The sequence below is a fragment of the Polynucleobacter sp. HIN7 genome (assembly GCF_030297595.1).
GTDB lineage: Bacteria > Pseudomonadota > Gammaproteobacteria > Burkholderiales > Burkholderiaceae > Polynucleobacter.
In genome coordinates, this window is sequence record NZ_AP028138.1 from 1,747,883 (window position 1) to 1,771,536 (window position 23,654).

Consider the following 23,654-nt stretch of genomic DNA (forward strand, 5'->3'; position numbering starts at 1 on the left):
ACACGTGTTATGACCCGATTACGCTTTACCAAAATGCATGGCGCCGGCAATGACTTTATTGTGATTGACGCGACTCGCCAAGACATTCGATCGATTACCCCAAGCATTTGGCGCAAGCTAGCACATCGCCAACTTGGTATCGGGGCCGATCAAATCTTGCTCGTGGAGCAAAGTAACCTGCCGGATATTGATTTTAAATACCGCATCTTGAATGCAGACGGCGGTGAAGTGGAGCAATGCGGCAATGGTTCAAGATGCTTTGTTCGCTTTGTTCATGAAGAAGGCCTCAGTACTAAAGACCAAATCCGGGTTGAGGTGCGCAATGGTCTTCTAACGCTTAAACGCTTAACGAACGGGTATGTAGAAGTTGATATGGGCAGCCCCGTCTTTGCCCCTCACGATATTCCATTTGATCCCTCGGGCCTTACAAGCAAACAAGAATTACACGAAACTCTTTATGCGCTTCCACTTAGCCGCAATAGCGGTGCACATGCCGATTGGATTGCTGCTGTATCAATGGGTAACCCTCATGCCGTTCAAGTGGTCGAAGATATTGATAGCGCACCAGTATTAACGGATGGTGCTCTCATTGAGTCACACCCTGCTTTTCCAAATCGAGTCAACGCTGGCTTCATGCAGGTGATGGATCGCCATTCAATTCGATTACGAGTTTATGAACGTGGGGCAGGCGAGACCCTATCGTGCGGCACCGGAGCGTGTGCTGCAGCGGTATCGGGCATTCGACGCGGACTGCTAGATTCCCCCGTGAAGGTAAGCACCCGTGGCGGGGAGCTCGAAATTTTGTGGGATGGCTTTCAGAATCCCCATGCCCCCGTTTTGATGCGCGGACCCACTCAAACCGTGTATCAGGGCGAAATTGATTTAAATACGCTTTAAATTCCGTATCGAGCGCGGTAATTTTGAACTGCGGGTAGATGCGTTTGTAATTGCTGATCATTTGATTGCTGTAAATAACGCATTAAGCTATCCAAATTAGCGATCGCAATTACTGGTAAACCAAATTCTTGCCCGACACTTTGTACCGCAGAATATTGGCCAATGTTGACTGCGTCTCCTGATTTTTCCATGCGATCGAGTGCAATTAATACCGCGCAGGGCTTGGCACCGACCCGCTCAATTAAATCAACCGACTCACGCACCGAGGTGCCCGCTGAAATCACATCATCAATAATGACAACCCGACCACAAACTGGAGCACCAATCAGGGTTCCGCCTTCACCGTGATCTTTAGCCTCTTTGCGGTTATAGGCAAACGGGGTATTACGACCGGCATGCGCTAGTGCAATTGCTGTACTTGCCGCCAAAGTAATGCCCTTGTATGCGGGCCCAAAGAGCATATCAAAATCAATTTTGGATTCCAGTAGTGCTTGGGCATAAAACTCACCCAGCCTTCCCAGATGTGCACCATCATTAAAGAGTCCGGCATTAAAAAAATAGGGGGACAGTCGCCCAGCCTTCGTTTTAAACTCCCCAAAGGACAGTACTTTTGCCTCAAGCGCGAATTGAATAAAGTCCGATTGAATTTGTTCTGAATTTACACTCATAGGTCTGTATGTTACGCATCATTTCTGCCAATCTCAATGGTATTCGCTCAGCAGCCAAAAAAGGCTTTATGGAGTGGATGCAGGATCAGCGTGCTGATTTTATCTGTGTCCAAGAACTCAAGGCTCAAGAAGCTGACCTAGAAAGCACAATCCTCTCACCCGATGGACTAAATACCTATTTCCATTACGCCGAGAAAAAAGGGTATAGTGGCGCCGGGATCTTCACCCCTCATCCCATCGATGACTTACAAATTGGTTTTGGTAACCCTGAATTTGATGCCGAAGGGCGCTATGTCGAGATCTCGATAGGCTCCCTGTCAGTGGTCTCGGTCTACATGCCTTCTGGCTCAAGTTCTCCTGAACGACAAGAGGCTAAATTTCGTTTTCTAGATGCGTTTTTACCCCACCTCATCAAACTTCGAAACAAAGGGCGGCAAATTGTTTTGTGCGGGGATGTCAACATTGCGCATCAAGAGATTGATCTTAAAAACTGGAAAGGTAATTTAAAAAATTCTGGGTTCTTACCGGAAGAGCGCGCTTGGCTAACCAGACTGTTTACCGAAGAAGGCTATATGGACGTCTATCGACATCTCGAGCCTCATGCGAGTGACACTTGTTATACCTGGTGGAGTCAGCGCGGCCAAGCGTATACCAATAATGTTGGATGGCGTATTGATTATCAAATCGCCACACCAGAGTTTGGCAAATCCGCTAAGAAGGCGAGTGTTTATAAAAAACAGCGCTTCTCAGACCATGCGCCGCTTATGATTGAATATGATTGGGCCCTTTAACCTGTATCCGAATCGCGATCCCAATCAAGATGAGTACTGGGATGCCAATCAATGCGGTTGAAATAAAAAAGCTCTCATAGCCAAAGCGATCGACATACACCCCAGAAAATCCTGCCAGCCATTTTGGCAGCAACAGCATCATCGAACTAAATAATGCGTATTGCGTTGCTGAATATTGAACATTGGTTAATGAAGAAAGGTAGGCGATAAACGCAGCTGACGCAATGCCGGAACTCAGATTATCGGCTGAGATCACCCAAATTAAACCGGTCAGATCATGGCCTCGCGTACTGAGCCACGCAAAAAGAAGATTGCTGGCCGCCGAGAGAATAGCTCCTAAAAATAGAATGCGCATCACTCCAAAACGCAGCGCCAGAACCCCACCAATAAATGCTCCCAATAGGGTCATGATGACCCCAAATACTTTGGTGACTGCCGCCACCTCATCCTTGGTATAGCCCATATCCACATAAAACGGGTTCGCCATAATCCCCATCACAACATCACTGATGCGGTAGACCGCAATCAGTGCCAGAATCAAAAGAGCATGCCAGCGGTAGCGGCCAATAAAATCTGCAAATGGCTGAATCAGGGTTTGGTGCAACCACTCGCCTGCGGTACGCGCTTTGGGTAGCTGAACCATTTGGGGCTCAGGGCTTAGTAAAGTGGTGATCACACCAACACCCATCGACAATGCCATTACCAAATACGCAAATTGCCAAGCGTTGGCAAAGTAGAGGCTGGTGCTTTCTTCAGCACGGGCCGCCAACCACAATGCTCCAGCTCCCGCCCAAATCATGGCTAAGCGATAGCCCGTTTGATAACTGGCTGCTAAAGCAGCCTGGTACTCTGGCTTAGCCGACTCGATCCGAAAGGCATCAAGTGCAATATCTTGTGTGGCTGAAGCAAAGGCAACCAACAATGCAAACCAAATAATGATCTGTAAATCTTGTTTAGGATCGTTCATGGCCATACCAACTAGACCAATCATGATGAGCGCTTGAGCGAATAGCAACCAACTGCGCCGACGCCCTAAGTATTTTGTAACCCCAGGAATTGGTACCCGGTCCACTAAGGGGGCCCAGAGCCATTTACCAGCATAGAACAGACCCACCCACGATAAATAGCCAATGGTGCTGCGATCAATGCCAAGCTCCCTTAAACGAAAACTTAAGGTGCCCAATACTAAGAGAAGTGGAAGGCCGGCCGAGAATCCTAAAAAGAAAATACGAATACTAGGCCACTCAAAATAGACCCGTAAATCACTGAACCACGAGCGAATGCTATTTGGCTCCACGCACGCGGTAGATTGCTAAGCTACCAAATAAATTAGGTAACCAGTGGACTGTCTTGCCATGATGCAAAACAACCCGCCCCAAAATCTCAATTCCTAATTTGTGTGCCAAGGCTTCAAAATCAGCAATGGTCAGAACTCGTACATTGGGGGTATTGAACCACTCATAGGGCAAGGATTTCGAAACAGGCATGCGGCCAAGCGCAACTGCATAGCGGTGCGACCAGTGTCCAAAGTTTGGGAAAGATACAACGCATTGCTTTCCAACCCGCACCACCTCACGCAAGATTCGCTCGGTTTGATGGATCGTCTGTAGAGTTTGAGACAGCACAACAGTATCAAAGCTTTGATCCTTGAAAAGCGCTAAACCACCTTCCAAATCCTGCTGGATTACGTTTAAGCCCTTTTCCACACACGCCAATACCGCGCTATCTTTAATTTCAACACCATAAGTAATCGCTTGACGCTTTGCACGAATGAACTCGAGGAACGATCCATCACCACAACCCAAGTCTAGTAAAGAGCTGTTCGTTTCAACCCAATTAGCGATCGCATCAAAATCAGATCTTAATTGCATTGCGCCTCCGCCATCGTCGCAAAATAGGCTCGCACTAGGCGATGGTAGCGCTCATCATTAAGTAAGAATGCATCATGTCCATGCGGTGCATCAATTTCAGCATAGCTCACATCTGCTTTGTTATTGAGTAGAGCTTGCACGATTTCGCGACTACGATCGGGTGAAAAGCGCCAGTCCGTTGAAAAACTGATGACTAAAAATTTAGCTTGAGCATGCGCTAGGGCTTGACTCAAGTCCCCCTGATGACGTTTTGCTGGGTCAAAATAGTCTAGCGCACGCGTAATTAGCAAATACGTATTGGCATCAAAATATCCCGAGAACTTATCGCCCTGATGCCGCAAATAACTCTCAACGGCAAACTCCACATCAAAACTAAAACGATATTCGTCTGGCGCGCCAGCTAAGCGCTGCAAATCACGCCCAAACTTTTCAGCCATATCATCGTCTGATAGATAAGTAATATGTCCAACCATCCGCGCTAAGCGCAAGCCTCGCTTGGGAACGACGCCATGTTTGTAATAATCGCCGCCATAAAAATCAGGGTCTGACAAAATTGCATTGCGCGCAACCTCATTAAATGCGATATTTTGTGCACTAAGCTTTGGCGTCGAGGCAATAACCACACAATGGGCAACACGCTCTGGATATTGGATCGCCCATGACATGGCCTGCATACCACCTAAACTGCCCCCCATAACCGCCGCAAACTTCTCAATCCCCATCTGATCGGCTAAACGTGCTTGTGCGTTAACCCAATCCTCAACGGTGAGCACTGGAAAGCGCGCCCCATAGGGTTCATTGGTTTGTGGGTTAATGCTCATCGGGCCCGTTGAGCCAAAACATGAGCCTAGATTATTTACCCCAATCACAAAAAAGTGATTGGTATCGACTGGCTTGCCAGGTCCAACCATGTTGTCCCACCAACCCAACTCATTGGAACTGTCTGGATCAATGCCTGCAACGTGATGCGATGCATTCAGCGCATGGCAAATTAGAACCGCATTGCTTGCATTTGCATTCAGCCGTCCATAAGTCTCAACGACTAAATCGTATTGATCAATGCTAGCGCCGCTTTGCAACCTCAGCGGTGCATCAAAATGATAGGTTTTCTTTGAAAGATACAACTCACTCATGCAGTCAGCAGAATTCGTAGGCTTGGCTCAATTCCTTCGCTGGGTAACTTCTTAAAACCACTTCGAGCAAAGCGATGCCAGCGACCAACCACATAACTCATCAGAAGCGCAGACTGCAAGCCAGCCGTATCGGTAACAGCTCCATCCTGATGTTGACTCTGTGCAATCCGCAATGATTGCTTTAAGGATGTTTCGACGCGATCCAAAACTTGATTGATACGCTCTTGTAGCCGCTCGTCTTCCTGCAGCAATGCGTCGCCCAATAAAACGCGCACCATACCAGGATTTTTCTCAGCAAAAACCAAGAGCATTTGCACCATCCCCTTCACTTGTGCAATGCCCAATTCCTCTTTTTGATTGATCTGATTAATCAGTCCAAAAATGGTTTGCTCGATAAATGCTATTAATCCCTCAAACATTTGCGCCTTACTAGCAAAATGTCGATAGAGAGCAGCCTCTGAAACACCAATCTTGGCAGCCAAAGCGGCTGTGGTGACGCGATCCCCACTTGGGTTTTGCAACATCTCGGCCAAAATTTGCAGAATTTGTAAACGACGCTCGCCCGGGCGTGGGCGCTTACGCGTCTTGGTATCGCCCCCGCTAACCTCAGAAGCTGATTCTTGATGAAGGGGGCTACCGCTACTGTTCATGATTTATTTTTTATCTAGAACGTATCATGGTACCAAAAGCTTGTTCGGTCAGAATTTCTAAGAGTAGAGAGTGCTCAATACGCCCATCAATAATATGAACCGAGTTGACGCCGCTCTTGGCGGCATCTAACGCAGATGAAATTTTGGGTAGCATGCCCCCTGAAATCGTACCGTCTGCAAAAAGCGCATCGATCTCGCGCGCACTTAAATCGGTCAAGAGCTTACCCGATTTATCCATGACGCCCGGTATGTTGGTCATCATCACCAATTTCTCAGCTTTGAGGATTTCAGCCATTTTGCCCGCAACTAGGTCCGCGTTGATGTTGTAGGCCTGACCCTCTTCACTAAAGCCAATCGGTGAAATCACGGGAATAAAGGCGTCATCTTGTAAGGCTTTCACCACGGCCGGATTAATCGATTCGATTTCACCGACAAAGCCGAGATCGATTGGGGCACCAGAGGGGGTTTGCTCATTAGGCACCATCATTTTCTTGGCATGAATCAAACCGCCATCTTTGCCAGTTAGACCAACCGCTTGACCGCCAAAATGATTAATTAACATCACGATGTCCTGCTGCACTTCGCCGCCCAACACCCACTCAACCACTTCCATGGTCTCCTCATCCGTAACCCGCATTCCCTGAATAAAGGTGCCAGTCTTACCAATTTTCTTGAGGGCCTCATCAATTTGAGGGCCGCCACCATGAACGACAACAGGGTTCATGCCAACTAGTTTTAGCAAAATCACATCGCGCGCAAAACTCTCTTTGAGACGCTCTTCAACCATGGCGTTGCCGCCGTACTTAATCACAATGGTTTTGCCATGGTATTGCCGAATATAAGGCAAGGCCTCGGCCAGAATCTCGGCCTTCAATAATGGGGGGATGTCAGCGAGTGTTGGTACTGCTTTAGTCATGATGAATAGAAATCCTATTCACCAAATAACTTTTGGCGCAGCTCACGACGCTCTTGAGCCTCGAGTGAGAGATTAGCGGTTGGACGGGCAATTAGGCGCGATAAGCCAATCGCTTCACCAGTTTCTTCGCACCATCCATAGTCACCCGACTCAATCCTTGCCAACGCTTGCTCAACCTTCTTTAAGAGCTTACGCTCGCGATCTCGGGTTCGAAGCTCTAACGCATGCTCCTCTTCAATCGTCGCCCGATCAGCAGGATCGGGGACCAGTATGTTTTCACGTAAGTGCTCGGTTGTTTCGCTCGCGTGCTTCAAGATATCTTCTTTGAGCGTCTGCAATTTGGTGCGAAAGAACTCCAACTGAGCGGCATTCATATAGTCCTTTTCAGACATCTTTAGTAAATCAGCCTCAGTTAGGGGGGCGCCCTTAGCGGACGATCCAGAAGCTTTCTTGCTGGACTCAGCAGACTTCGCTTTGGTACTCGCTTCTTTTGTCGTCATCGTTTTTCCTTCGTTCCAAATAATCAACACCTTAAACCCTAGAGCAAAATCGCCAATCAGGGTTACTACTAAAAGTTACTTAATTGCACTTTCAAGGGTGCATTATTACGCTTTCTATAAAAGTTTCAATGGCTTTTTAAATGCAACCGTGGCGGCGCATTGTACAGTAATTCAATTAATTCAATTAGTTAGCCAAGCAGCCTTCTAATCCGGCCAGCAAAGTATCTTTTGGTAGATCAATCCCAATAAATACCATCCGAGTTTGTTTGGGCTCCGCCCCCCATGGGCCAGCCAAATCACTACCCATCATTTCATGAACGCCCTGAAGAACCACTTTGCGGGCCGAGCCCTTCACATACAAGACGCCTTTGTAGCGCAACATCTTCTCCCCAAACACGGACAAGACCCCTCCTAAGAAGTCCTCTAACTTGCGGTGATCAAAGGGTTTGTCGCTCTTAAAAACAAATGATTGAATCCGATCGGTATGACCATGGTGATTGTGATGATTGTGGCCATGGTCATGGTGATGCTCATGATCGTGGTGGTGATCATGACCGCACTCGCTATGGTCGTGATCATCCTCTTCCAAAAAATGGGGGTCAATATCAAGCTTCGCGTTTAAATTAAATCCCCGCAAATCCAAGACGGAATCGAGCGGCACAACACCCTTTGTAATTGTTTGGATAGGTGCTCTCGGGTTCATATGCATCAACCGATTTTTTAGAGCCGCAATTTCTTCTGGGCCTGCAAGGTCTGTTTTAGTAATGAAGATGCGATCGGCAAAGCCAACTTGGCGCTGCACCTCCTCGTGCTCGTTGAGCTGTTTCTGTCCGTGCTTAGCATCGACTAGCGTAACAACGGCATCTAACACGTAATGATTCGCAATGTCATCATCAATAAAAAACGTTTGCGCAACCGGACCAGGATTTGCCACACCAGTCGTTTCAATGACAACCTGGTCAAACTGAATTTTTTTACTCTTGCGCTGCTCCCATAGCTGATTTAATGCTTCAACCAAATCGCCGCGGATTGAACAACAGACACAGCCATTGCTCATTTGCACAATTTGCTCTTGCGTATCTTGAACCAAAATATCGTTATCGATATTCTCTTCACCAAACTCGTTTTCAATCACCGCAATTTTCTTGCCATGCTCACCGGTCAAAATATGCTTTAACAAAGTGGTCTTGCCGCTGCCTAAAAATCCCGTGAGAATCGTTACTGGTATTAATGCCATCGTGATGTCATTTCTAAAAAGAATGGATAAAGAGCTATCTTACCGATTATTGGGTACGCTGGAGCAGCAATCCCTTGAGATACTCCCCTTCCGGAAAACTAGCCAGAACCGGGTGATCCAATCCCGCCGCCAAACGCCGCATGACCCGGTAGCTTGTTCCATGATCTTGCATATGTGCCATGGCCTCATTCACGGATGAGGTGATCATTTGCTCAAAATGCTGGGGGCTAACAGCGCCCGAGCAGGAAAATGTGAATAGCAGACCGCCCGGGTTGAGCAATTGCAAGGCGGCACGATTAATCTCTTTATAAGCTTTTAGGGCACGCTCGAGATGCTGAGCCGATGGGGCAAACTTTGGGGGATCCAAGACGATTAAGTCAAATTTTTCTTGGGCGCTTCGTAATTCGCGAAGGGTAGAAAAGGCATCGGCATCATGCCAAGTGGCCAATTCCGGAGAATAGCCATTCATTGCCATCTGACGCTGTGCCAACGCTAGGGCATCCCCCGATGAATCAACCGACATAACGCTCTTCGCCCCTCCTTGCAAAGCCGCCAAAGAGAAGCCGCCGGTGTAGCAAAACATATTGAGCACCCGGCGATTGCTTGCGAGCTCAGACACCAGCTTGCGGTTATCGCGCTGATCAATATAAAAACCGGTCTTATGACCTTCTAGCACATCGATTCCATACTGAACCCCATGCTCATTGACCAAAATGAGCTCTCCATCATGCTCGCCAGACAAAATACCACTCTGCTCAGCTAATCCCTCTCGGGCTCGCACTGCAGCATCCGATCGCTCGACCATCAAAGAGCACTGGGTTTGCTCTTGTAAGGCGCTGATGATGGCATCTCGCCAATATTCCACACCTGCACTTAGAAATTGACAAACAATTACGCGGTCATATTGGTCAACAATCAGACCGGGCAATCCATCGGCCTCGCCAGCAATTAATCGAATTGCATTTGTGCCCTTTATCCATTGCTGCCGATGCTGTATTGCGGTACTAATTTTGCGCTTGAAGAAGGCATGATCGATGGCTTCGGTTTCATTCCATGACCAAACGCGCACACGGATCTTCGAGAGCGGACTGTAGGCTCCCTTAGCAATCCAACGACCATCTTGACTAAGGATCTGAACTGTTGCACCCGCTTTTGGCTTTCCATCAACCCGCTTGATTGCAGTGGCATAGACCCAAGGGTGCCTGCGCACAATGGGCCGCTCTTTTCCGGCCTCAAGGATGATGCTGTAGTTCACGCTTTATTACTCTTCACTTTGGCACGGGGGTGAGCATTGTCGTAGGCTTTTGCTAGATGCTGAAAATCCAGCGCAGTATAAATTTGCGTACTGGCAATACTCGCGTGACCCAGCATTTCTTGTACGGCTCGCAAGTCATGGGACGATTGCAGAACATGGCTGGCAAAGCTGTGGCGCATCATATGTGGGTGCACATGAGTAGGCAAACCGGCACGAATAGCCATTGATCGCAAACGGGCCTGAACGGTTCGTGGCGCAAGCCGCTTACCCACAATAGATACAAATAAAGCCTGCTGATCCTGCAACGTTAATAAAGCGCGTTGCGATTTCCAACGCTGTAACGCTGCCATGGCAGGCTTTCCAACTGGAATGGTTCTGCGCTTATTGCCCTTACCAAGAACCGAAACCTCACTTGCAGTCCAATCAATCCAACCCAAAGAATCTCGACTGGGCTCACTATCTAAGCCTAGGAGCTCTGAGAGGCGCAAGCCTGATGAGTACAAAAGTTCGATCAAAGCATGATCACGACTCAGTTCCCAATTGTCGTTTTCAGCCGCCTCCTTGGCAGCAAACTCAATGAGGGCTAGTGCTTGTTCTACCGATAATGCCTTTGGCAGTAACTTACTGCGTTTGGGAGCCTTGATATCAGCAACCGGATTTGATCCTAGTTCGAGCTGACCTTTACATTCCAACAGGAGCCAGTCATAAAAACCGCGCCATGCTGATAAAACCCGAGCAATCGATCGCGCAGACAATCCCTTCGCATGAAGTGTTGCAGTCCAACGACGAATGAGCGCATGATTTATTTGATCGATCGCACACTTCTCGGCTTGCGCATTCTCGCAGAGAATTTTTAAATCGGCGCGATACGCTTTAATCGTATGAACTGATAATTGCCGCACAACATGCAAGTTATTTAGGTAAGCCTCGATCTTTGCCGAGAGAGCGTCCACAATCGTTTACTTATCTTGAGCTTAACCGGCAACCCGCCGCAACGCTGCTGCAGCCAAACCAGCAATTTGTCTTAAATAAAACACGCCCATATCCTCTGTAAAACGTTCACCGTCTTTACTAAGAAGGGCTAAGCCAGCAAAGCGATTTTGCTCCAATGGTATTGCTAATATCGCAACGCTCTGCCAATCATCATCGGCCTGTAAATGGGCTAGCTTTTCTTTAAATACATCTGGGCATTTCGCGAAGGACTGGCAAATGGGGCGTTCTAGCAATGCCTCAAACGCAGAATCGATTGGCAATACTTTACAAACCTCGACCTCAAAGACAGAGGAAAGGCCACTCTCAATTGCGCTACTTACTTGCTGGCTATCTTGCGCTTCAATCAGCTTTTGTAACCAAGCAACCATTGCTACTTGGGTCTTATCATTGCGACTGCCAAAACGCAGCATTTCGTTTAAGCGGGAGTTGAGTTCTTGATTTTGTGAACGTAACAAATGCATTTGCCGCTCTTGCAAGGAGATGGCTCGATCGCTATTGGGATCTTTTAGGCGAACCTCTTGCAACACTTCAGCATGACGCTCAAAAAAACCTGGGCAAGCTTTTAGCCATTGGGCCACTAAGGCTTCTTGTTCATCCTGACTAAGCTCCGGAGCACTCATCACATTTCCTATCCATTTTGTAATTTCTTACGCAGTAACTCATTGAGTTGCTGAGGGTTTGCTTTACCTTGTGAGGCTTTCATCACCTGCCCAATTAAAGCGTTAAAGGCTTTCTCTTTGCCAGACTTAAACTCCTCAACGGATTTTGCATTGGCCTGCAATACCCCATCAATAAGCGCCTCAAGGGCGCCAATATCGGTAATTTGCTTTAATCCCCGTTGCTCAATGATTTCATCAATTGAGATGGCCGGTTTATTGGCAAGCGCATCTTCCCAAATGAAGATGAATATCTCTTTTGCAATCTTGTTGGAAATCGTTCCGTCTAAAGAACGATTAAGTAGCGCCTCGATCTGAGCAATATCAATTGGTAATTCATGAACAGATAAATTCGAACGATTTAACGCCGAGGCCAAATCACCTGCAATGAAGTTCGCAATGGTCTTTGCATGTTTTGCGCCTAAACGACGGACTAGCTCAATAAATAAATCGGCTGTGGCGCGATCCTGGCTGAGGATTTGACTATCGTAAGGGCTTAGTCCATATTCAGATTGCCATTGCGCGCGTAGCGTGGCTGGTAATGCTGGCATACCAGCACGAATTTCTTCAATCCAATCCGAATGAATGACGAGCGGTAATAAATCAGGGTCTGGGAAATACCGATAATCTTGTGCATCTTCTTTACTGCGCATGCTGCGCGTTTCCTGAAGATCAGGGTCATATAAACGTGTCTCCTGAATGACCGTACCGCCATCTTCAATCAATTCAATTTGGCGACGCACTTCATACTGAATGGCCTCCTCTAAGAATCGGAAAGAATTTAAATTCTTAATCTCGCAACGCGTCCCGAATTCACTCTGTCCCATGGGCCGCACCGATACATTGGCATCGCATCGAAACGAGCCTTCTTGCATATTGCCATCGCATACCCCTAACCACACCACTAAGGCATGAAGGGCTTTGGCATAAGCAACCGCCTCAGCAGCACTGCGCATTACGGGCTCAGTGACAATTTCTAAAAGAGGAGTGCCGGCTCTATTTAAATCAATCCCGCTAGCTGGTTCGCCATGAGGGCCAGCAAAGTTCTCGTGAACGGATTTGCCAGCATCTTCCTCTAAGTGGGCTCGCGTTAACTCAACCACCTTTGTCTGGCCATCGACAACGATTTCAATTTGTCCACCGACGACTACTGGTATCTCATATTGACTAATTTGATAGCCCTTAGGCAGATCGGGGTAAAAATAATTTTTACGAGCAAAAATACTGCGCGGAGAAATCTGGGCACCAATCGCCAAGCCAAAGCGAATCGCGTGCTCAACTGCTTGACGATTAAGAACGGGTAATACTCCCGGTAACGCTAAATCAACTGCACATGCTTGCGTATTTGGCTGAGCCCCAAATTGCGTACTCGCCCCACTAAATATCTTGGAATGGGTTAACAGTTGCGTATGCGTTTCAAGTCCGATGACAATTTCCCACTTCATCATGCAATCCCTTCGGGTCTGCGCAAATGCCAATCGCTTGCTTGCTGATACTGGTGCGCAACTTGCAATAGTCGAGCCTCAGAGAAATAATTTCCGATCAATTGCATACCAATTGGCAATCCAGCGCTTGAGAATCCGCAGGGCGCACTCATCGCCGGCAAGCCCGCCAAATTCGCTGACAAGGTATAAATATCTTCTAAGTACATCTGTAAGGGATCTTTGGTCTTTTCACCCAGACCCCAAGCAACATCTGGGGCTACTGGCCCCAAAATCACATCACACTGAGTAAAGGCCTGTGCAAAATCTGCTGCGATGATGCGACGAATCTTCTGGGCTTGCAGATAGTAAGCGTCGTAATAACCGTGCGATAAGACATAACTACCAATTAAGATCCGTCGCTTCACTTCCGAACCAAAACCCTCACTACGGGAACGTTGATACATCTCTAATAAATCAGAGTACTCGCTCGCGCGATGACCATAACGCACCCCGTCGTAACGACTCAAGTTACTCGACGCTTCAGCGGGAGCTAAAACGTAATACACCGGGATTGATAGCTTAGTTTTAGGCAAACTCACTTCGCAAACAGCAGCGCCCAAAGACTGAAGCACCTCTTTAGCAGCTAGAACCGCTTGCGCTACATCGTGCGAAAGGCCTTCGGCAAAGAATTCTTTTGGCAAACCAATTCTTAGACCAGTTAAGGGATTTTTAGCATCTTCGCCCGACCAAGCTTGATTGAGAAAACGCCCATAGTCTTCGCCGCTATCAGCAAGGGATGTTGAATCGCGCGGATCGTGCGTCGACATCGCGCTTAGTAATAGGGCGCAATCCTCGGCAGTTTTTCCAATTGGGCCCGCCTGATCCAATGAGGAGGCGTAAGCAATCATGCCGTATCGTGAAACACGTCCATAGGTTGGCTTGATGCCGGTCAGGCCACAAAAAGCAGCGGGCTGGCGGATCGATCCACCGGTATCGGTTCCCGTCGCAATTGGCGCCAAACCTGCGGCAACCGCGACCGCTGAGCCGCCTGAAGAACCACCAGCAACCCGTTGTGTATTCCAAGGATTAAGTGCCGGCCCAAATGCTGAGTTCTCATTGGAGGAGCCCATTGCAAATTCATCCATATTGGCTTTGCCTAGGCACACCATTCCTGCAGCCTTTGGATTATCTGCGTCTGGCAAGCCCAAACTTGCCACCACGGCTGCATCAAAAGGGCTTTTATAGCCTGCCAACATTTTTGAGGCGGCTGTGGTGGCCCATTCTTTGGTAACAAAAACATCTTTGTGGGCAATCGGGATTCCGGTTAAGGGGCCAGCAACCCCTTGTGATATCAACTGATCAGCACGTCTGGCCTGCGCTCGCGTCTGATCTGGCAAAACATCAAGGTAGGCATTTAGATGCTGATATTTTGTCATCCGCCCCAGAAAAAATTCACATAACTCTAGGCTGGATATTTCCTTACTAATCAATGACTTAGATAAGCTTTTTAGGGTTTGGTGCTGCCAATTCATTCGATCACCCTCGGGACCAAAAAGTAACCCTCGGCTTGGGCGGGTGCGTTCGCCATATTCTGTTCCCGCGTATTTGCCTCGGTGCATGCGTCGGCCCTCAAAGGCTGAGCCAAATCTTCTATAAACAAAATGGGGTGGGGCAAAGGCTCAATCTGCTCAGTATTGACCGCTTGCATTTGTTCGACGAGAGCAAAAACGGCCTCTAATTGTGGCAGCACTACCTCGGCTTCTGAGGCGCTTAACTCCAGGCGCGAGAGCTTCGCTATACGGTGAACTTCATTTATATCCATGGGGTGCTAGAGTATCATTTCATCTTTGAGCTAATTAATATTTCTATTTTCCCACTTACATTATGTTTGGTCTCTTTCGTAGCTATTTTTCCAATGACCTAGCCATTGATCTAGGTACCGCAAACACCTTAATTTACATGCGTGATAAGGGCATTGTGCTTGATGAGCCCTCGGTGGTTGCGATCCGCCAAGAGGGTGGCCCAAATGCCAAAAAAACTATTTTGGCGGTGGGTCGTGAAGCAAAAAGCATGTTGGGTCGAGTGCCTGGAAACATCGAAGCAATTCGCCCTATGAAAGATGGTGTGATTGCAGATTTCACCATTACCGAGCAAATGCTCAAGCAATTTATCAAAATGGTTCACGAGAGCAAGCTATTAAAACCCAGCCCTCGAATCATTATTTGCGTGCCTTGTGGTTCAACACAAGTGGAGCGTCGTGCGATTCGTGAGTCAGCTTTGGGTGCAGGAGCCTCTCAAGTATTTCTGATTGAAGAGCCAATGGCAGCTGCCATTGGTGCAGGGCTGCCAGTTTCTGAAGCTGCGGGATCCATGGTGGTTGACATCGGTGGCGGAACCACCGAAGTGGGTGTGATGTCCTTAGGTGGCGTCGTTTACAAAGGTTCAGTTCGGGTTGGTGGAGACAAGTTCGATGAAGCAATTACGAATTACATCCGACGCAACTATGGGATGCTGATTGGCGAACAAACGGCTGAAGCAGTTAAAAAAGCAATCGGTTCAGCCTTCCCAGGTGCAGAAGTTAAAGAGCTAGAAATCAAAGGTCGCAATATCTCAGAAGGTATTCCCCGTAGCTTTACTGTGACCAGCAATGAGATCCTAGAAGCATTAACTGATCCACTCAATCAAATTGTGACAGCGGTAAAAGCAGCTCTTGAGCAAACTCCGCCTGAGCTAGCTGCCGATATTGCTGAACGCGGCATTATGCTCACTGGCGGTGGTGCCTTGCTACGTGACCTCGATCGCCTTTTGATGGAAGAAACAGGCTTGCCAATCCATGTCGCAGAAGATCCTTTGACCTGTGTTGCTCGTGGTTGCGGCATTGCATTAGAGCGCATGGATAAATTAGGTGGAGTGTTCTCACAAGAATAGGCGGCTAAGCGCCGGAGCGGGCTGTGCAATATAGCGCCCCACCACTTTTCAAGCAAGGCATTCCAGCGCTTGCCAAATTAATTGCGTGCCTTGTAATTAGCCTGGCACTGATGATTATTGATTTTCAGATCAAATCGCTGGACTTTATTCGCAATCAAGTCAGCGTTGTTCTACGTCCATTGGAGCAGCTAATGCTCCTGCCTGGCTCGATGATTTCAGGAGGTAGTGACTATTTAACAAGTCGCAGCACGCTTGAAAAAGAAAATGAGGCTCTCAAGTTACGACAAGCAGAACTCTCCCTGCTAGCCAATCAATCCGCACTTCTGGCGATTGAAAATCAAAATCTTCGCAGCCTCTTAGATTTACAAAAGAAGGTGGCGTTCAAAACTGTCCCTGTGGAAATTTTATTTAATCCACCCAACCCCGTCTCACAACGCGTCGTGATCAATCGGGGTAAAAACCAAGGCCTTCGATTAGGCTCACCCATTGCCAATGACATGGGCATTCTCGGTCAAGTGGTTCGTCTGTATGACAATTCGGCCGAAGTATCTTTATTGGAAGATCGTGATTTTGCAGTCCCCGTTCTTGTCGCTCGCAATGGGCTTCGCGCTGCGGTGGTTGGAAGCGGACGTGGTCAATTATTGCAACTCCGTTACTTACCCGTAGCCAGCGATCTGGAAGTGGGCGACATTCTTTTAACGTCAGGGGTTGATGGGGTATATCCCCCAGGGTTTGCGGTAGCAGTAATTACCAAGATCGAGCGCAATCTTGATCAAAACTCAGCAAATGTCTTCTGTAGTCCGATTGCTGAGGTTAATCGTCACCTCCAAGCACTTGCCTTAATCTACGATCCGCAGTTAGACGCCAAGCCAGCGTCTAACAGTAATGCACCGTCATCGACCGGTCGACGACAAACGCGACCAAAGGGGCAGCTATGATTGATTATCAGAGCGGCTATATTCTTCGCCCAGTCAAGCCACCCTTCATTTACTTTAGCCTACTCATTGCGCTGTTGCTAAATTTTTTACCGTGGGGCAATCATGCGTGGGTTCCAGACTGGCTCATTATTTGCATTGTATTTTGGAATATTCATCAGCATCGCTTTGTTGGCGTGATTACCGCATTTGTATTTGGATTGGTGATGGATATTCATAGCGGGACCTTGCTCGGGGTTCATGCCTTTAGTTACTCTCTGGTGGCATACATTGCAATTGCCTGGCATCACCGCATTACTGCTTTGCCTGTGACCACTCAAATCCTGAATGTATTTCCTATCTTTGCTTTAGTGTCTGTTTTTCCAGTCCTTGTGCTTTGGGCTCTAAATGAGCAAATCTATTGGTGGGGGCTTACAAGCCTTATCCAAGCGGCCATTGAAGCCTTGCTTTGGCCCCTAGCCAGCTATCTTTTGCTCTTGCCGCAACGACGACCGATTGATGTCGACCCACATCGACCTCTATAAGCTTCATGTCCTCAATTAAAAAACCCGATCTCTATTCGTTTCAGGAGCGAGCGCGGATCGCAATCATCTTCGTTGGCGTCTGTTTTGGCTTGCTCGTCGTCCGCTTATTTTGGTTACAAATTGTTAGTCACCAGCAATATTCAACGCTTGCTGAGAGTAATCGGATTGCGATTGTCCCAGTTCCCGCTAATCGTGGCTTACTGATTGATCGCAATGGCATTGTGATTGGACGTAATTATTCAGCGCTAACGCTAGAAGTAGATGCCTCCCAAATTAAAGGTAATGTTGATGATTTAATTAATCAACTATCTGAGATTATTCAGATTAGCCCCAGAGATCGTCGCAACTTTAAGCGCGCCTTGGAAGATTCTCGAAACATGGGTACTTTTCCATTACGCTCCATGTTGACTGAAGCTGAGATGGCTCGATTTCTAGCAAATCGCTATCGCTTTCCGGGTGTCGATGTCAGTGCACGTAATTTTCGTGAATACCCATACAACGAATTAGCCTCCCATCTGATTGGATACATCGGGCGAGTCTCACAAAAAGATAAGGAGCGGATGCAAAATGAGCTTGAGGCTACGAAAGGCAGTCAAGACCCTTATGCACTTCAAGGCGCGTTCTTGCCTGGCATTCAATATGTTGGGAAGATTGGCATTGAACAAACGTATGAAAGGGTCTTACGCGGCGTTCCAGGCTACGACGAGGTTGAAATCACCGCTGGCGGCAAGCCTGTGCGCACTCTATCAAGTAGGCCATCCATCCCTGGCAAAAACGTCATTCTCTCGATTGACATTAAATTGCAAGCCTTGGTTGAGCAGCTTTACGGCAACTATCGTGGGGCATTTGTCGCCATTGAACCTGAAACGGGCGATATTCTCGCCTTCGTTTCAAAACCGAATTTCAATCCCAATGATTTTGTCGAAGGCATTGATCCTGTGACTTGGAAGGAATTGAATGAATCCAAGGAAAAGCCGCTCTATAACCGACCTTTGAAAGGAATTTATCCTCCCGCATCAACCTATAAGCCCTTTATGGCACTCGCGGCCCTTGAGCTCAATAAGCGCAAGCCTGAAGATGCGATTGCCGATCCAGGGTTTTTTACATTTGGCAATAATACCTTTCGTGATATTAAGGTGGGTGGTCATGGGATGGTGAATATGGAGAAATCTCTAGTGGAGTCTTGCGATACCTACTACTACCTGTTAGCGCGCGACATGGGCGTCAACATGATGCATGATTTTATGAAGCCATTTGGCTTTGGTCAGCTGACAGGAATTGACTTAGAAGGAGAAGCAAAAGGCGTATTACCGTCGACGGAATGGAAAAAAACTGCTTTTAAGAAGCCTGAACAACAAAAGTGGTTCGAAGGCGAAACCATCTCACTCGGAATTGGGCAGGGATATAACGCGTTTACGATTTTGCAATTAGCGCACGGACTCGCCAATATGCTCAACTACGGTGTCGTGATGAAGCCTCACATTGCAAAGGCGATTGAAGATCCATTTACACGCCAAAAAGAACTCACAACACCCAAAGAAAGTTATCGCATTACCCTCAAACCCGAAAATGTTGAAATCATCAAAAAGGCAATGGCGGAAACCAATAAAACGGGTACATCAGCATCATCATTCCGTGGCGCGGCCTACACCTCCGGTGGCAAAACGGGAACGGCCCAAGTCTTCAGTTTGAACTCAAAAAAGTATAACCATGCCTCAACCCCTGAGTTTCTGCGCGACCATGCTTTATTCGTGGCATACGCGCCTAACGACAAACCCAAAATTGCCATTGCAATGATCGTTGAAAATGCGGGCTTTGGCTCTACGCAAGCCGCGCCGATTGCTCGCAAAGCACTTGATTACTACATCGATGGTAAATGGCCTAAGGAGATTCCGGAATGGAAAAGAGTGCCTTAGTCCGACTCAAATTATTACTCTCGCAAGCCTTTAGTGGTTTTGATCCTCGTCTGGGCCTCATTTTCTTAGCCCTTGCCCTAATTAGTTTCTTTGTCTTTTTATCGGCAGGCCAGGGAACGCCCGTAGCGCTTATCGATCAGGTCCGCAACCTGCTAATTGCCTTTGTGATTATGTGGCTGGTTTCACAGATTCCGCCCAAATGGCTAGAGATAGCTGCGATTTGGGTATACGGCATTGGCATTGCTCTGCTAATTGCTGTTGCTCTTTTTGGATTGGTTAAAAAGGGGGCAAGGCGCTGGATTAATGTTGGTATTGTGATTCAGCCATCCGAGATCATGAAGATCGCGGTACCGCTGATGCTCGCCTGGTATTTCCAGAAACGCGAGGGCATTCGTTCGGGGTTTGATTATTTAGTGGCAGCGCTATTGTTGGCCTTACCAGTATTTTTGATTGCCCGTCAACCTGATTTAGGAACCTCTTTGTTGGTGCTTGCCTCTGGCCTTTATGTGATTATTTTGGCGGGCCTTCCTTGGCGTTGGATCATTCCTGTGGTGGCGATTGGCACAATTGCGATTCTTTTATTAGTTGTATTTAGTGGCAGCATTTGTGCTCCTGACGTCAATTGGCCATTGATTCGGGAGTATCAAAAAAATAGGGTTTGTACATTGCTAGACCCATCAAGCGATCCCCTTGGAAAGGGCTTTCATACCATTCAGGCCGTCATTGCGGTTGGTGCTGGTGGGTTTTTTGGCAAAGGCTGGCGCGAAGGAACTCAATCTCATTTGGAGTTTATTCCTGAAAAACATACTGACTTTGTGTTTGCCGTTTTTGCTGAAGAGTTTGGATTTCTTGGCAATGTTCTTTTGATCCTACTCTTTTTTGCACTGATTAAGCGTGGCTTGGCGATCTCAGTCAATGCACCTACTTTGTTTACGCGCCTCTTGGGAGGCGCTATCAGCATGATCTTTTTCACCTATGCCTTTGTCAATATCGGCATGGTCACTGGACTCCTACCCGTAGTAGGCGTCCCCCTCCCGCTCCTTAGCTATGGCGGCACAGCCCTTGTCACGCTTGGGTTTGGGGCTGGTATCTTGATGAGCATTCATCGCCATCGACGACTCGTACAAAGCTAAGTAGTAACAAAAAACGGCAATAAAAAACCCAGCCGAAGCTGGGTTGATAAGAGATTGCTCTCGATTACTTTTTACGCTTATTCACAGCGTCTTTAAATGCCTTGCCAGCAGAAAACTTCACAGTCTTGGAAGCGGCAATTTTGAGAGGCTCACCAGTTTTTGGATTGCGGCCCATGCGAGCAGCACGTTTGCCAGAAGCAAATGTTCCAAAACCAATTAATTGCACCGAGTCACCTTTGGTTACTGCTTTGATGATGTGCTCAATAGCAGAATTCAATGCGTACTCTGCTTTTGCTTTAGAAATCTCGGCATCGTCAGCAATTGCTGCGATTAAGTCTGCTTTATTCAAGTGAAGCTCCTTGTTGATTGTTCATTGTGTCGCGCACATGCGCTGACGCAATTGTAAACACAAAATGTTATAAAAATAAATAATCTTTTGAAAAAAATTGGCCGCGGAGCCTTTTAGGATATGACTAATCCAAAACGACCAAGTCAACGACAAAATACTGGGTTTCTGCAAAACAATTCGTCGGTAAACCAACACGCTGCTCATACTGCAACGCAACTTTACGCCCCATATTGGCGTTAATCTTATTGGCAACGGCATCATCACGCACCGAAAAGAAGAACTTTTCAGACATGGTTCCTGGCATCGAGACCATCGCTAACTCGCCTTCCCAGGTCTTACAGAGCCAGCCCCGTTTAGAGAACTTTTGCACATAGCCGGCTCGTTCGCCCTCCGCATAGCTCCAATGAAGCATTAAATAGGTATAGCCGGCAGTTAAAACGCCGCCAATCAGAATTAAAATAAGGAGTGATCGAAAGAAACGTGCCATATAAGTTACTGAATTAAAAAGCTATCTTACTGGATTAAATTGACCAAAGAGGATGAGTTCATGATGCGCCCCATTACAGCTTCGTATTTATTTAGCGTCAGCACCTTGCTTATATTTCCAGGTGTCTCATTGGCCAACACGGGTGAGTCGACTTATCAGCAAGTTTGCGCCAGCTGTCATACTCCCGGAGTGGCGGGGGCTCCGAGGCTGGGCGACAAAGCAAAATGGGCAAAGCTAATTAAAGAAGGTCAGGTTCAGATTACGGCCCATGGCTACGTTGGGGTTCGTGGCATGCCCGCCAAAGGGGGAAAGCCGGATTTGAGCGCCAGTGATTTTGCGGCATCGGTTGTCTATATGGCCAATCAGGCGGGTGCAAACTGGAATAATCCAGATGATGCCATGTTGAAAAAAATCGATGCGGAAATCCAACGTCGACAGGCACAGCTTCGTAAATAGGAATCGGCATGGAGATTCGGCATAGTATTTTTCTGGTCTTTTTGGGGTCGGCACTATTTATTTATTTTCGGGGTAAGGTACGCTTTGGTCTATTGCGCTCCCTCACTGATTATGTGGTGTTATTGGCGCCCATCAACACATTGATTTATTTGTTTTCAAAAGTAGGACGTAGCGCCTACCTACCCGTTAATCAATTCCCAGAATTACAGTCCCTAAAAGATCGCTGGCAAATCATCCGGGATGAAGCCTTGGCGCTTCAAGATAGCGGGCAAATTCGTCAAGCAACTGGCTATAACGATATTGGCTTTAATTCGTTTTTTCGTACTGGCTGGAAGCGTTTTTATTTATATTGGTACGGCAAAGATCTCCCGTCGGCCGAAGAGTCCTGCCCCCAAACAGTAGCGCTCCTTAAATCGATCCCAAGCATCAAAGCGGCTATGTTTGCTTCATTGCCGCCTGGAGCAAAATTGGTTCGCCATCGGGACCCCTATGCCGGATCATTGCGCTACCACTTAGGGCTTGTAACCCCAAACAGCCCAAAGTGTTTTATTGATGTCGATGGTGAACCCTATTATTGGAAAGATGGCGAAGCGGTTGTATTTGACGAAACCTACATCCACTTTGCGGCCAACAATACTGAACATCAACGGATTGTCTTGTTTTGCGATATTGAAAGGCCATTGCATACCAAAATCATGCGAAGCTTTAATCGCTGGTTTGGTTTACAAGTGATGAGTGCGGCAGCCTCACAAAATGTTGAGGGCGAGTCACTCGGTTTTGTGAATGTTCTCTTTACCTATTTTTATCGGCTGCGGATGCAGACCAAAAAGCTGAAGGCCTCACACCGAGGGATCTATTACATTGCTAAGTGGGTGTTAATTATTGGCCTTATTTGGTTGATTTTTTGGTAATGGAAAAAATTCGGGTTTCCAAACTACTATCCGAACGTGGTTTGTGTTCAAGGCGGGAAGCAGATGCTTATATTGAACAGGGACTGGTAACCGTTGACGGAGAGGTTGTTCAAGAATTAGGTACGCGAGCCTTTCGGCATCAAACGATTGAGTTACGCTCTGGCGCTAAACGCCAACAAGAGCAACGCCTCACGATTTTGCTTAATAAGCCAGTAGGCTATATTTCGCACTTAGATGATGAAGAGCAATATAAGCCAGCAGCGTCCCTCATCGTCCCTGAAAATCAATATGCGAACGCACCTCAACGAACCGAGCGCACCATCTTTAAAAGTCTCGCCCCTGCTGGACGGCTTGATATTGATTCCTCAGGTTTATTAGTACTTACCCAAGATGGGCGGATTGCCAAGCTATTAATCGGCGAGGATAGCCCGATTGAAAAAGAGTATCTGGTTCGCGTCTGCGGCAAATTGTCGGATGCGGGTTTGCGCTCTTTGCAGCATGGGCTATCGCTTGATGGTAAGGCACTAAAACCAGCCAAAGTAAGTTGGCAAAATGAAGATCAACTTCGTTTTGTATTACGGGAAGGTCGTAAACGACAAATTCGTCGCATGTGTGAGCTCGTTGGGCTCACTGTTGTTGGTCTAAAACGAATCCGCATTGGCCAAATAAGTCTCGGATCACTGCCAAGCGGGCAGTGGCGCATCTTAGGCAAAGAAGAGCGCTTTTAGACCACCAGGGGGAAAAGTGTCAATTGCATTGCTCGCTCACGCACTGGAAGCAATGCTGCGTATTCAGGGCTGCCGGCCCAGCGGTTTGCATCCTCTAGACTTGAAAAACTAAGCTCAACAAACGTATCAAAAGCTGCGGCGTTTAACTCGTTCCAAAACGGTTTCTCGCAAACTCCTCTGCGTAAAATCTTGCCGCCATACAGCTCGACCGTTGCACTAACCTGGGCTCGATAATCATCAAAGTCTTTAGGGCTCTGTATTTTAAATATTCCGATGACATGAACGCTCATGACCGT

27 protein-coding genes are annotated in these 23,654 nt (G+C 47.5%); 10 read left to right on the plus strand and 17 right to left on the minus strand.

The window, feature by feature from the left end:
- Nucleotides 1-9 precede the first annotated feature (9 nt).
- Entirely contained in the window at nt 10-897 is an 888-nt protein-coding gene (gene dapF, locus QUE64_RS08815; protein WP_286225377.1) for a diaminopimelate epimerase, read from the plus strand.
- Here dapF and pyrE read toward each other — a convergent pair.
- Nucleotides 894-1,565 carry an orotate phosphoribosyltransferase gene (gene pyrE / locus QUE64_RS08820; protein ID WP_286225379.1) on the minus strand — a complete coding sequence of 224 codons (672 nt, stop codon included), beginning with the start codon at nt 1,563-1,565 and terminating at the stop codon, nt 894-896. The genes dapF and pyrE overlap by 4 nt on opposite strands.
- Before the next feature lie 8 nt (nt 1,566-1,573).
- Between pyrE and QUE64_RS08825 the strand changes: the two genes are divergently transcribed.
- Complete coding sequence (locus QUE64_RS08825) at nt 1,574-2,356, plus strand: exodeoxyribonuclease III (RefSeq protein ID WP_286225380.1); 783 nt, start codon at nt 1,574-1,576, stop codon at nt 2,354-2,356.
- Here QUE64_RS08825 and QUE64_RS08830 read toward each other — a convergent pair.
- The 13 genes from QUE64_RS08830 to gatC form a co-directional block, all read right to left on the minus strand.
- On the minus strand, nt 2,328-3,653 hold the full coding sequence (locus QUE64_RS08830; RefSeq protein WP_286225381.1) for an AmpG family muropeptide MFS transporter: 1,326 nt from the start codon (nt 3,651-3,653) through the stop codon (nt 2,328-2,330). The genes QUE64_RS08825 and QUE64_RS08830 overlap by 29 nt on opposite strands.
- Entirely contained in the window at nt 3,640-4,227 is a 588-nt protein-coding gene (gene metW / locus QUE64_RS08835) for a methionine biosynthesis protein MetW (RefSeq protein WP_108509217.1), read from the minus strand. Before metW ends, QUE64_RS08830 begins: the two co-directional genes overlap by 14 nt.
- Entirely contained in the window at nt 4,218-5,360 is a 1,143-nt protein-coding gene (metX, locus tag QUE64_RS08840) for a homoserine O-succinyltransferase MetX (protein ID WP_286225382.1), read from the minus strand. The genes metW and metX overlap by 10 nt, the downstream gene beginning before the upstream one ends.
- Complete coding sequence (gene slmA, locus QUE64_RS08845) at nt 5,357-6,010, minus strand: nucleoid occlusion factor SlmA (RefSeq protein ID WP_286223676.1); 654 nt, start codon at nt 6,008-6,010, stop codon at nt 5,357-5,359. Before slmA ends, metX begins: the two co-directional genes overlap by 4 nt.
- Before the next feature lie 10 nt (nt 6,011-6,020).
- Nucleotides 6,021-6,926 (minus strand): acetylglutamate kinase, encoded by a 906-nt coding sequence (argB, locus tag QUE64_RS08850; RefSeq protein WP_108509220.1) that lies wholly within the window; start codon nt 6,924-6,926, stop codon nt 6,021-6,023.
- A 14-nt stretch (nt 6,927-6,940) separates the two neighbouring features.
- On the minus strand, nt 6,941-7,426 hold the full coding sequence (dksA, locus tag QUE64_RS08855) for an RNA polymerase-binding protein DksA (protein ID WP_286225383.1): 486 nt from the start codon (nt 7,424-7,426) through the stop codon (nt 6,941-6,943).
- A gap of 184 nt (nt 7,427-7,610) precedes the next feature.
- Entirely contained in the window at nt 7,611-8,663 is a 1,053-nt protein-coding gene (locus tag QUE64_RS08860; RefSeq protein WP_286223678.1) for a CobW family GTP-binding protein, read from the minus strand.
- Nucleotides 8,664-8,709: 46 nt separating this feature from the next.
- On the minus strand, nt 8,710-9,918 hold the full coding sequence (locus QUE64_RS08865; RefSeq protein WP_286225384.1) for a class I SAM-dependent rRNA methyltransferase: 1,209 nt from the start codon (nt 9,916-9,918) through the stop codon (nt 8,710-8,712).
- The gene (locus QUE64_RS08870) at nt 9,915-10,871 is read right to left on the minus strand and encodes a tyrosine recombinase XerC (RefSeq protein WP_286225385.1); all 957 of its coding nucleotides are present in this window, start codon (nt 10,869-10,871) and stop codon (nt 9,915-9,917) included. The genes QUE64_RS08865 and QUE64_RS08870 overlap by 4 nt, the downstream gene beginning before the upstream one ends.
- Nucleotides 10,872-10,892: 21 nt before the next feature.
- On the minus strand, nt 10,893-11,531 hold the full coding sequence (locus tag QUE64_RS08875) for a DUF484 family protein (RefSeq protein WP_286223681.1): 639 nt from the start codon (nt 11,529-11,531) through the stop codon (nt 10,893-10,895).
- Between the two features lie 8 nt (nt 11,532-11,539).
- Nucleotides 11,540-13,015, minus strand: coding sequence for an Asp-tRNA(Asn)/Glu-tRNA(Gln) amidotransferase subunit GatB (gene gatB, locus QUE64_RS08880; RefSeq protein ID WP_286225386.1), 1,476 nt, complete (start codon nt 13,013-13,015; stop codon nt 11,540-11,542).
- Nucleotides 13,012-14,523, minus strand: coding sequence for an Asp-tRNA(Asn)/Glu-tRNA(Gln) amidotransferase subunit GatA (gatA, locus tag QUE64_RS08885; protein WP_286225387.1), 1,512 nt, complete (start codon nt 14,521-14,523; stop codon nt 13,012-13,014). The genes gatB and gatA overlap by 4 nt, the downstream gene beginning before the upstream one ends.
- A complete protein-coding gene (gatC, locus tag QUE64_RS08890; RefSeq protein ID WP_286225388.1) occupies nt 14,520-14,813 on the minus strand; it encodes an Asp-tRNA(Asn)/Glu-tRNA(Gln) amidotransferase subunit GatC in 294 nt (97 codons plus the stop codon). The genes gatA and gatC overlap by 4 nt, the downstream gene beginning before the upstream one ends.
- Before the next feature lie 62 nt (nt 14,814-14,875).
- On the opposite strand from gatC, the gene QUE64_RS08895 reads away from it, so the two are divergent.
- Genes QUE64_RS08895 through rodA form a run of 5 tightly spaced genes read left to right on the plus strand, consistent with a single transcriptional unit; the run spans nt 14,876 to nt 20,427 of the window.
- On the plus strand, nt 14,876-15,919 hold the full coding sequence (locus QUE64_RS08895) for a rod shape-determining protein (protein WP_108509229.1): 1,044 nt from the start codon (nt 14,876-14,878) through the stop codon (nt 15,917-15,919).
- A 23-nt stretch (nt 15,920-15,942) separates the two neighbouring features.
- Nucleotides 15,943-16,857, plus strand: a complete 915-nt coding sequence (mreC, locus tag QUE64_RS08900; protein WP_286225389.1) for a rod shape-determining protein MreC — start codon at nt 15,943-15,945, stop codon at nt 16,855-16,857.
- Nucleotides 16,854-17,378, plus strand: coding sequence for a rod shape-determining protein MreD (gene mreD, locus QUE64_RS08905; protein WP_286225390.1), 525 nt, complete (start codon nt 16,854-16,856; stop codon nt 17,376-17,378). The genes mreC and mreD overlap by 4 nt, the downstream gene beginning before the upstream one ends.
- Nucleotides 17,379-17,383: 5 nt before the next feature.
- A complete protein-coding gene (mrdA, locus tag QUE64_RS08910) occupies nt 17,384-19,294 on the plus strand; it encodes a penicillin-binding protein 2 (RefSeq protein ID WP_286223687.1) in 1,911 nt (636 codons plus the stop codon).
- A complete protein-coding gene (gene rodA / locus QUE64_RS08915; RefSeq protein ID WP_286225391.1) occupies nt 19,276-20,427 on the plus strand; it encodes a rod shape-determining protein RodA in 1,152 nt (383 codons plus the stop codon). Before mrdA ends, rodA begins: the two co-directional genes overlap by 19 nt.
- A 64-nt stretch (nt 20,428-20,491) precedes the next feature.
- Here the strand turns inward: rodA and QUE64_RS08920 are convergent, their stop codons facing one another.
- A complete protein-coding gene (locus QUE64_RS08920) occupies nt 20,492-20,776 on the minus strand; it encodes an HU family DNA-binding protein (RefSeq protein ID WP_108509234.1) in 285 nt (94 codons plus the stop codon).
- Between the two features lie 124 nt (nt 20,777-20,900).
- On the minus strand, nt 20,901-21,263 hold the full coding sequence (locus tag QUE64_RS08925; protein WP_286225392.1) for a hypothetical protein: 363 nt from the start codon (nt 21,261-21,263) through the stop codon (nt 20,901-20,903).
- A 60-nt stretch (nt 21,264-21,323) separates the two neighbouring features.
- Between QUE64_RS08925 and QUE64_RS08930 the strand changes: the two genes are divergently transcribed.
- Genes QUE64_RS08930 through QUE64_RS08940 form a run of 3 tightly spaced genes read left to right on the plus strand, consistent with a single transcriptional unit; the run spans nt 21,324 to nt 23,358 of the window.
- A complete protein-coding gene (locus QUE64_RS08930; protein WP_286225393.1) occupies nt 21,324-21,719 on the plus strand; it encodes a c-type cytochrome in 396 nt (131 codons plus the stop codon).
- A 14-nt stretch (nt 21,720-21,733) separates the two neighbouring features.
- Complete coding sequence (locus QUE64_RS08935) at nt 21,734-22,630, plus strand: aspartyl/asparaginyl beta-hydroxylase domain-containing protein (RefSeq protein WP_286226214.1); 897 nt, start codon at nt 21,734-21,736, stop codon at nt 22,628-22,630.
- A complete protein-coding gene (locus tag QUE64_RS08940; RefSeq protein ID WP_286225394.1) occupies nt 22,630-23,358 on the plus strand; it encodes a pseudouridine synthase in 729 nt (242 codons plus the stop codon). The genes QUE64_RS08935 and QUE64_RS08940 overlap by 1 nt, the downstream gene beginning before the upstream one ends.
- On the opposite strand, the gene QUE64_RS08945 is transcribed toward QUE64_RS08940, so the two are convergent.
- On the minus strand, nt 23,355-23,648 hold the full coding sequence (locus tag QUE64_RS08945; protein WP_286225395.1) for a DUF1330 domain-containing protein: 294 nt from the start codon (nt 23,646-23,648) through the stop codon (nt 23,355-23,357). The genes QUE64_RS08940 and QUE64_RS08945 overlap by 4 nt on opposite strands.
- Nucleotides 23,649-23,654 lie beyond the last annotated feature (6 nt).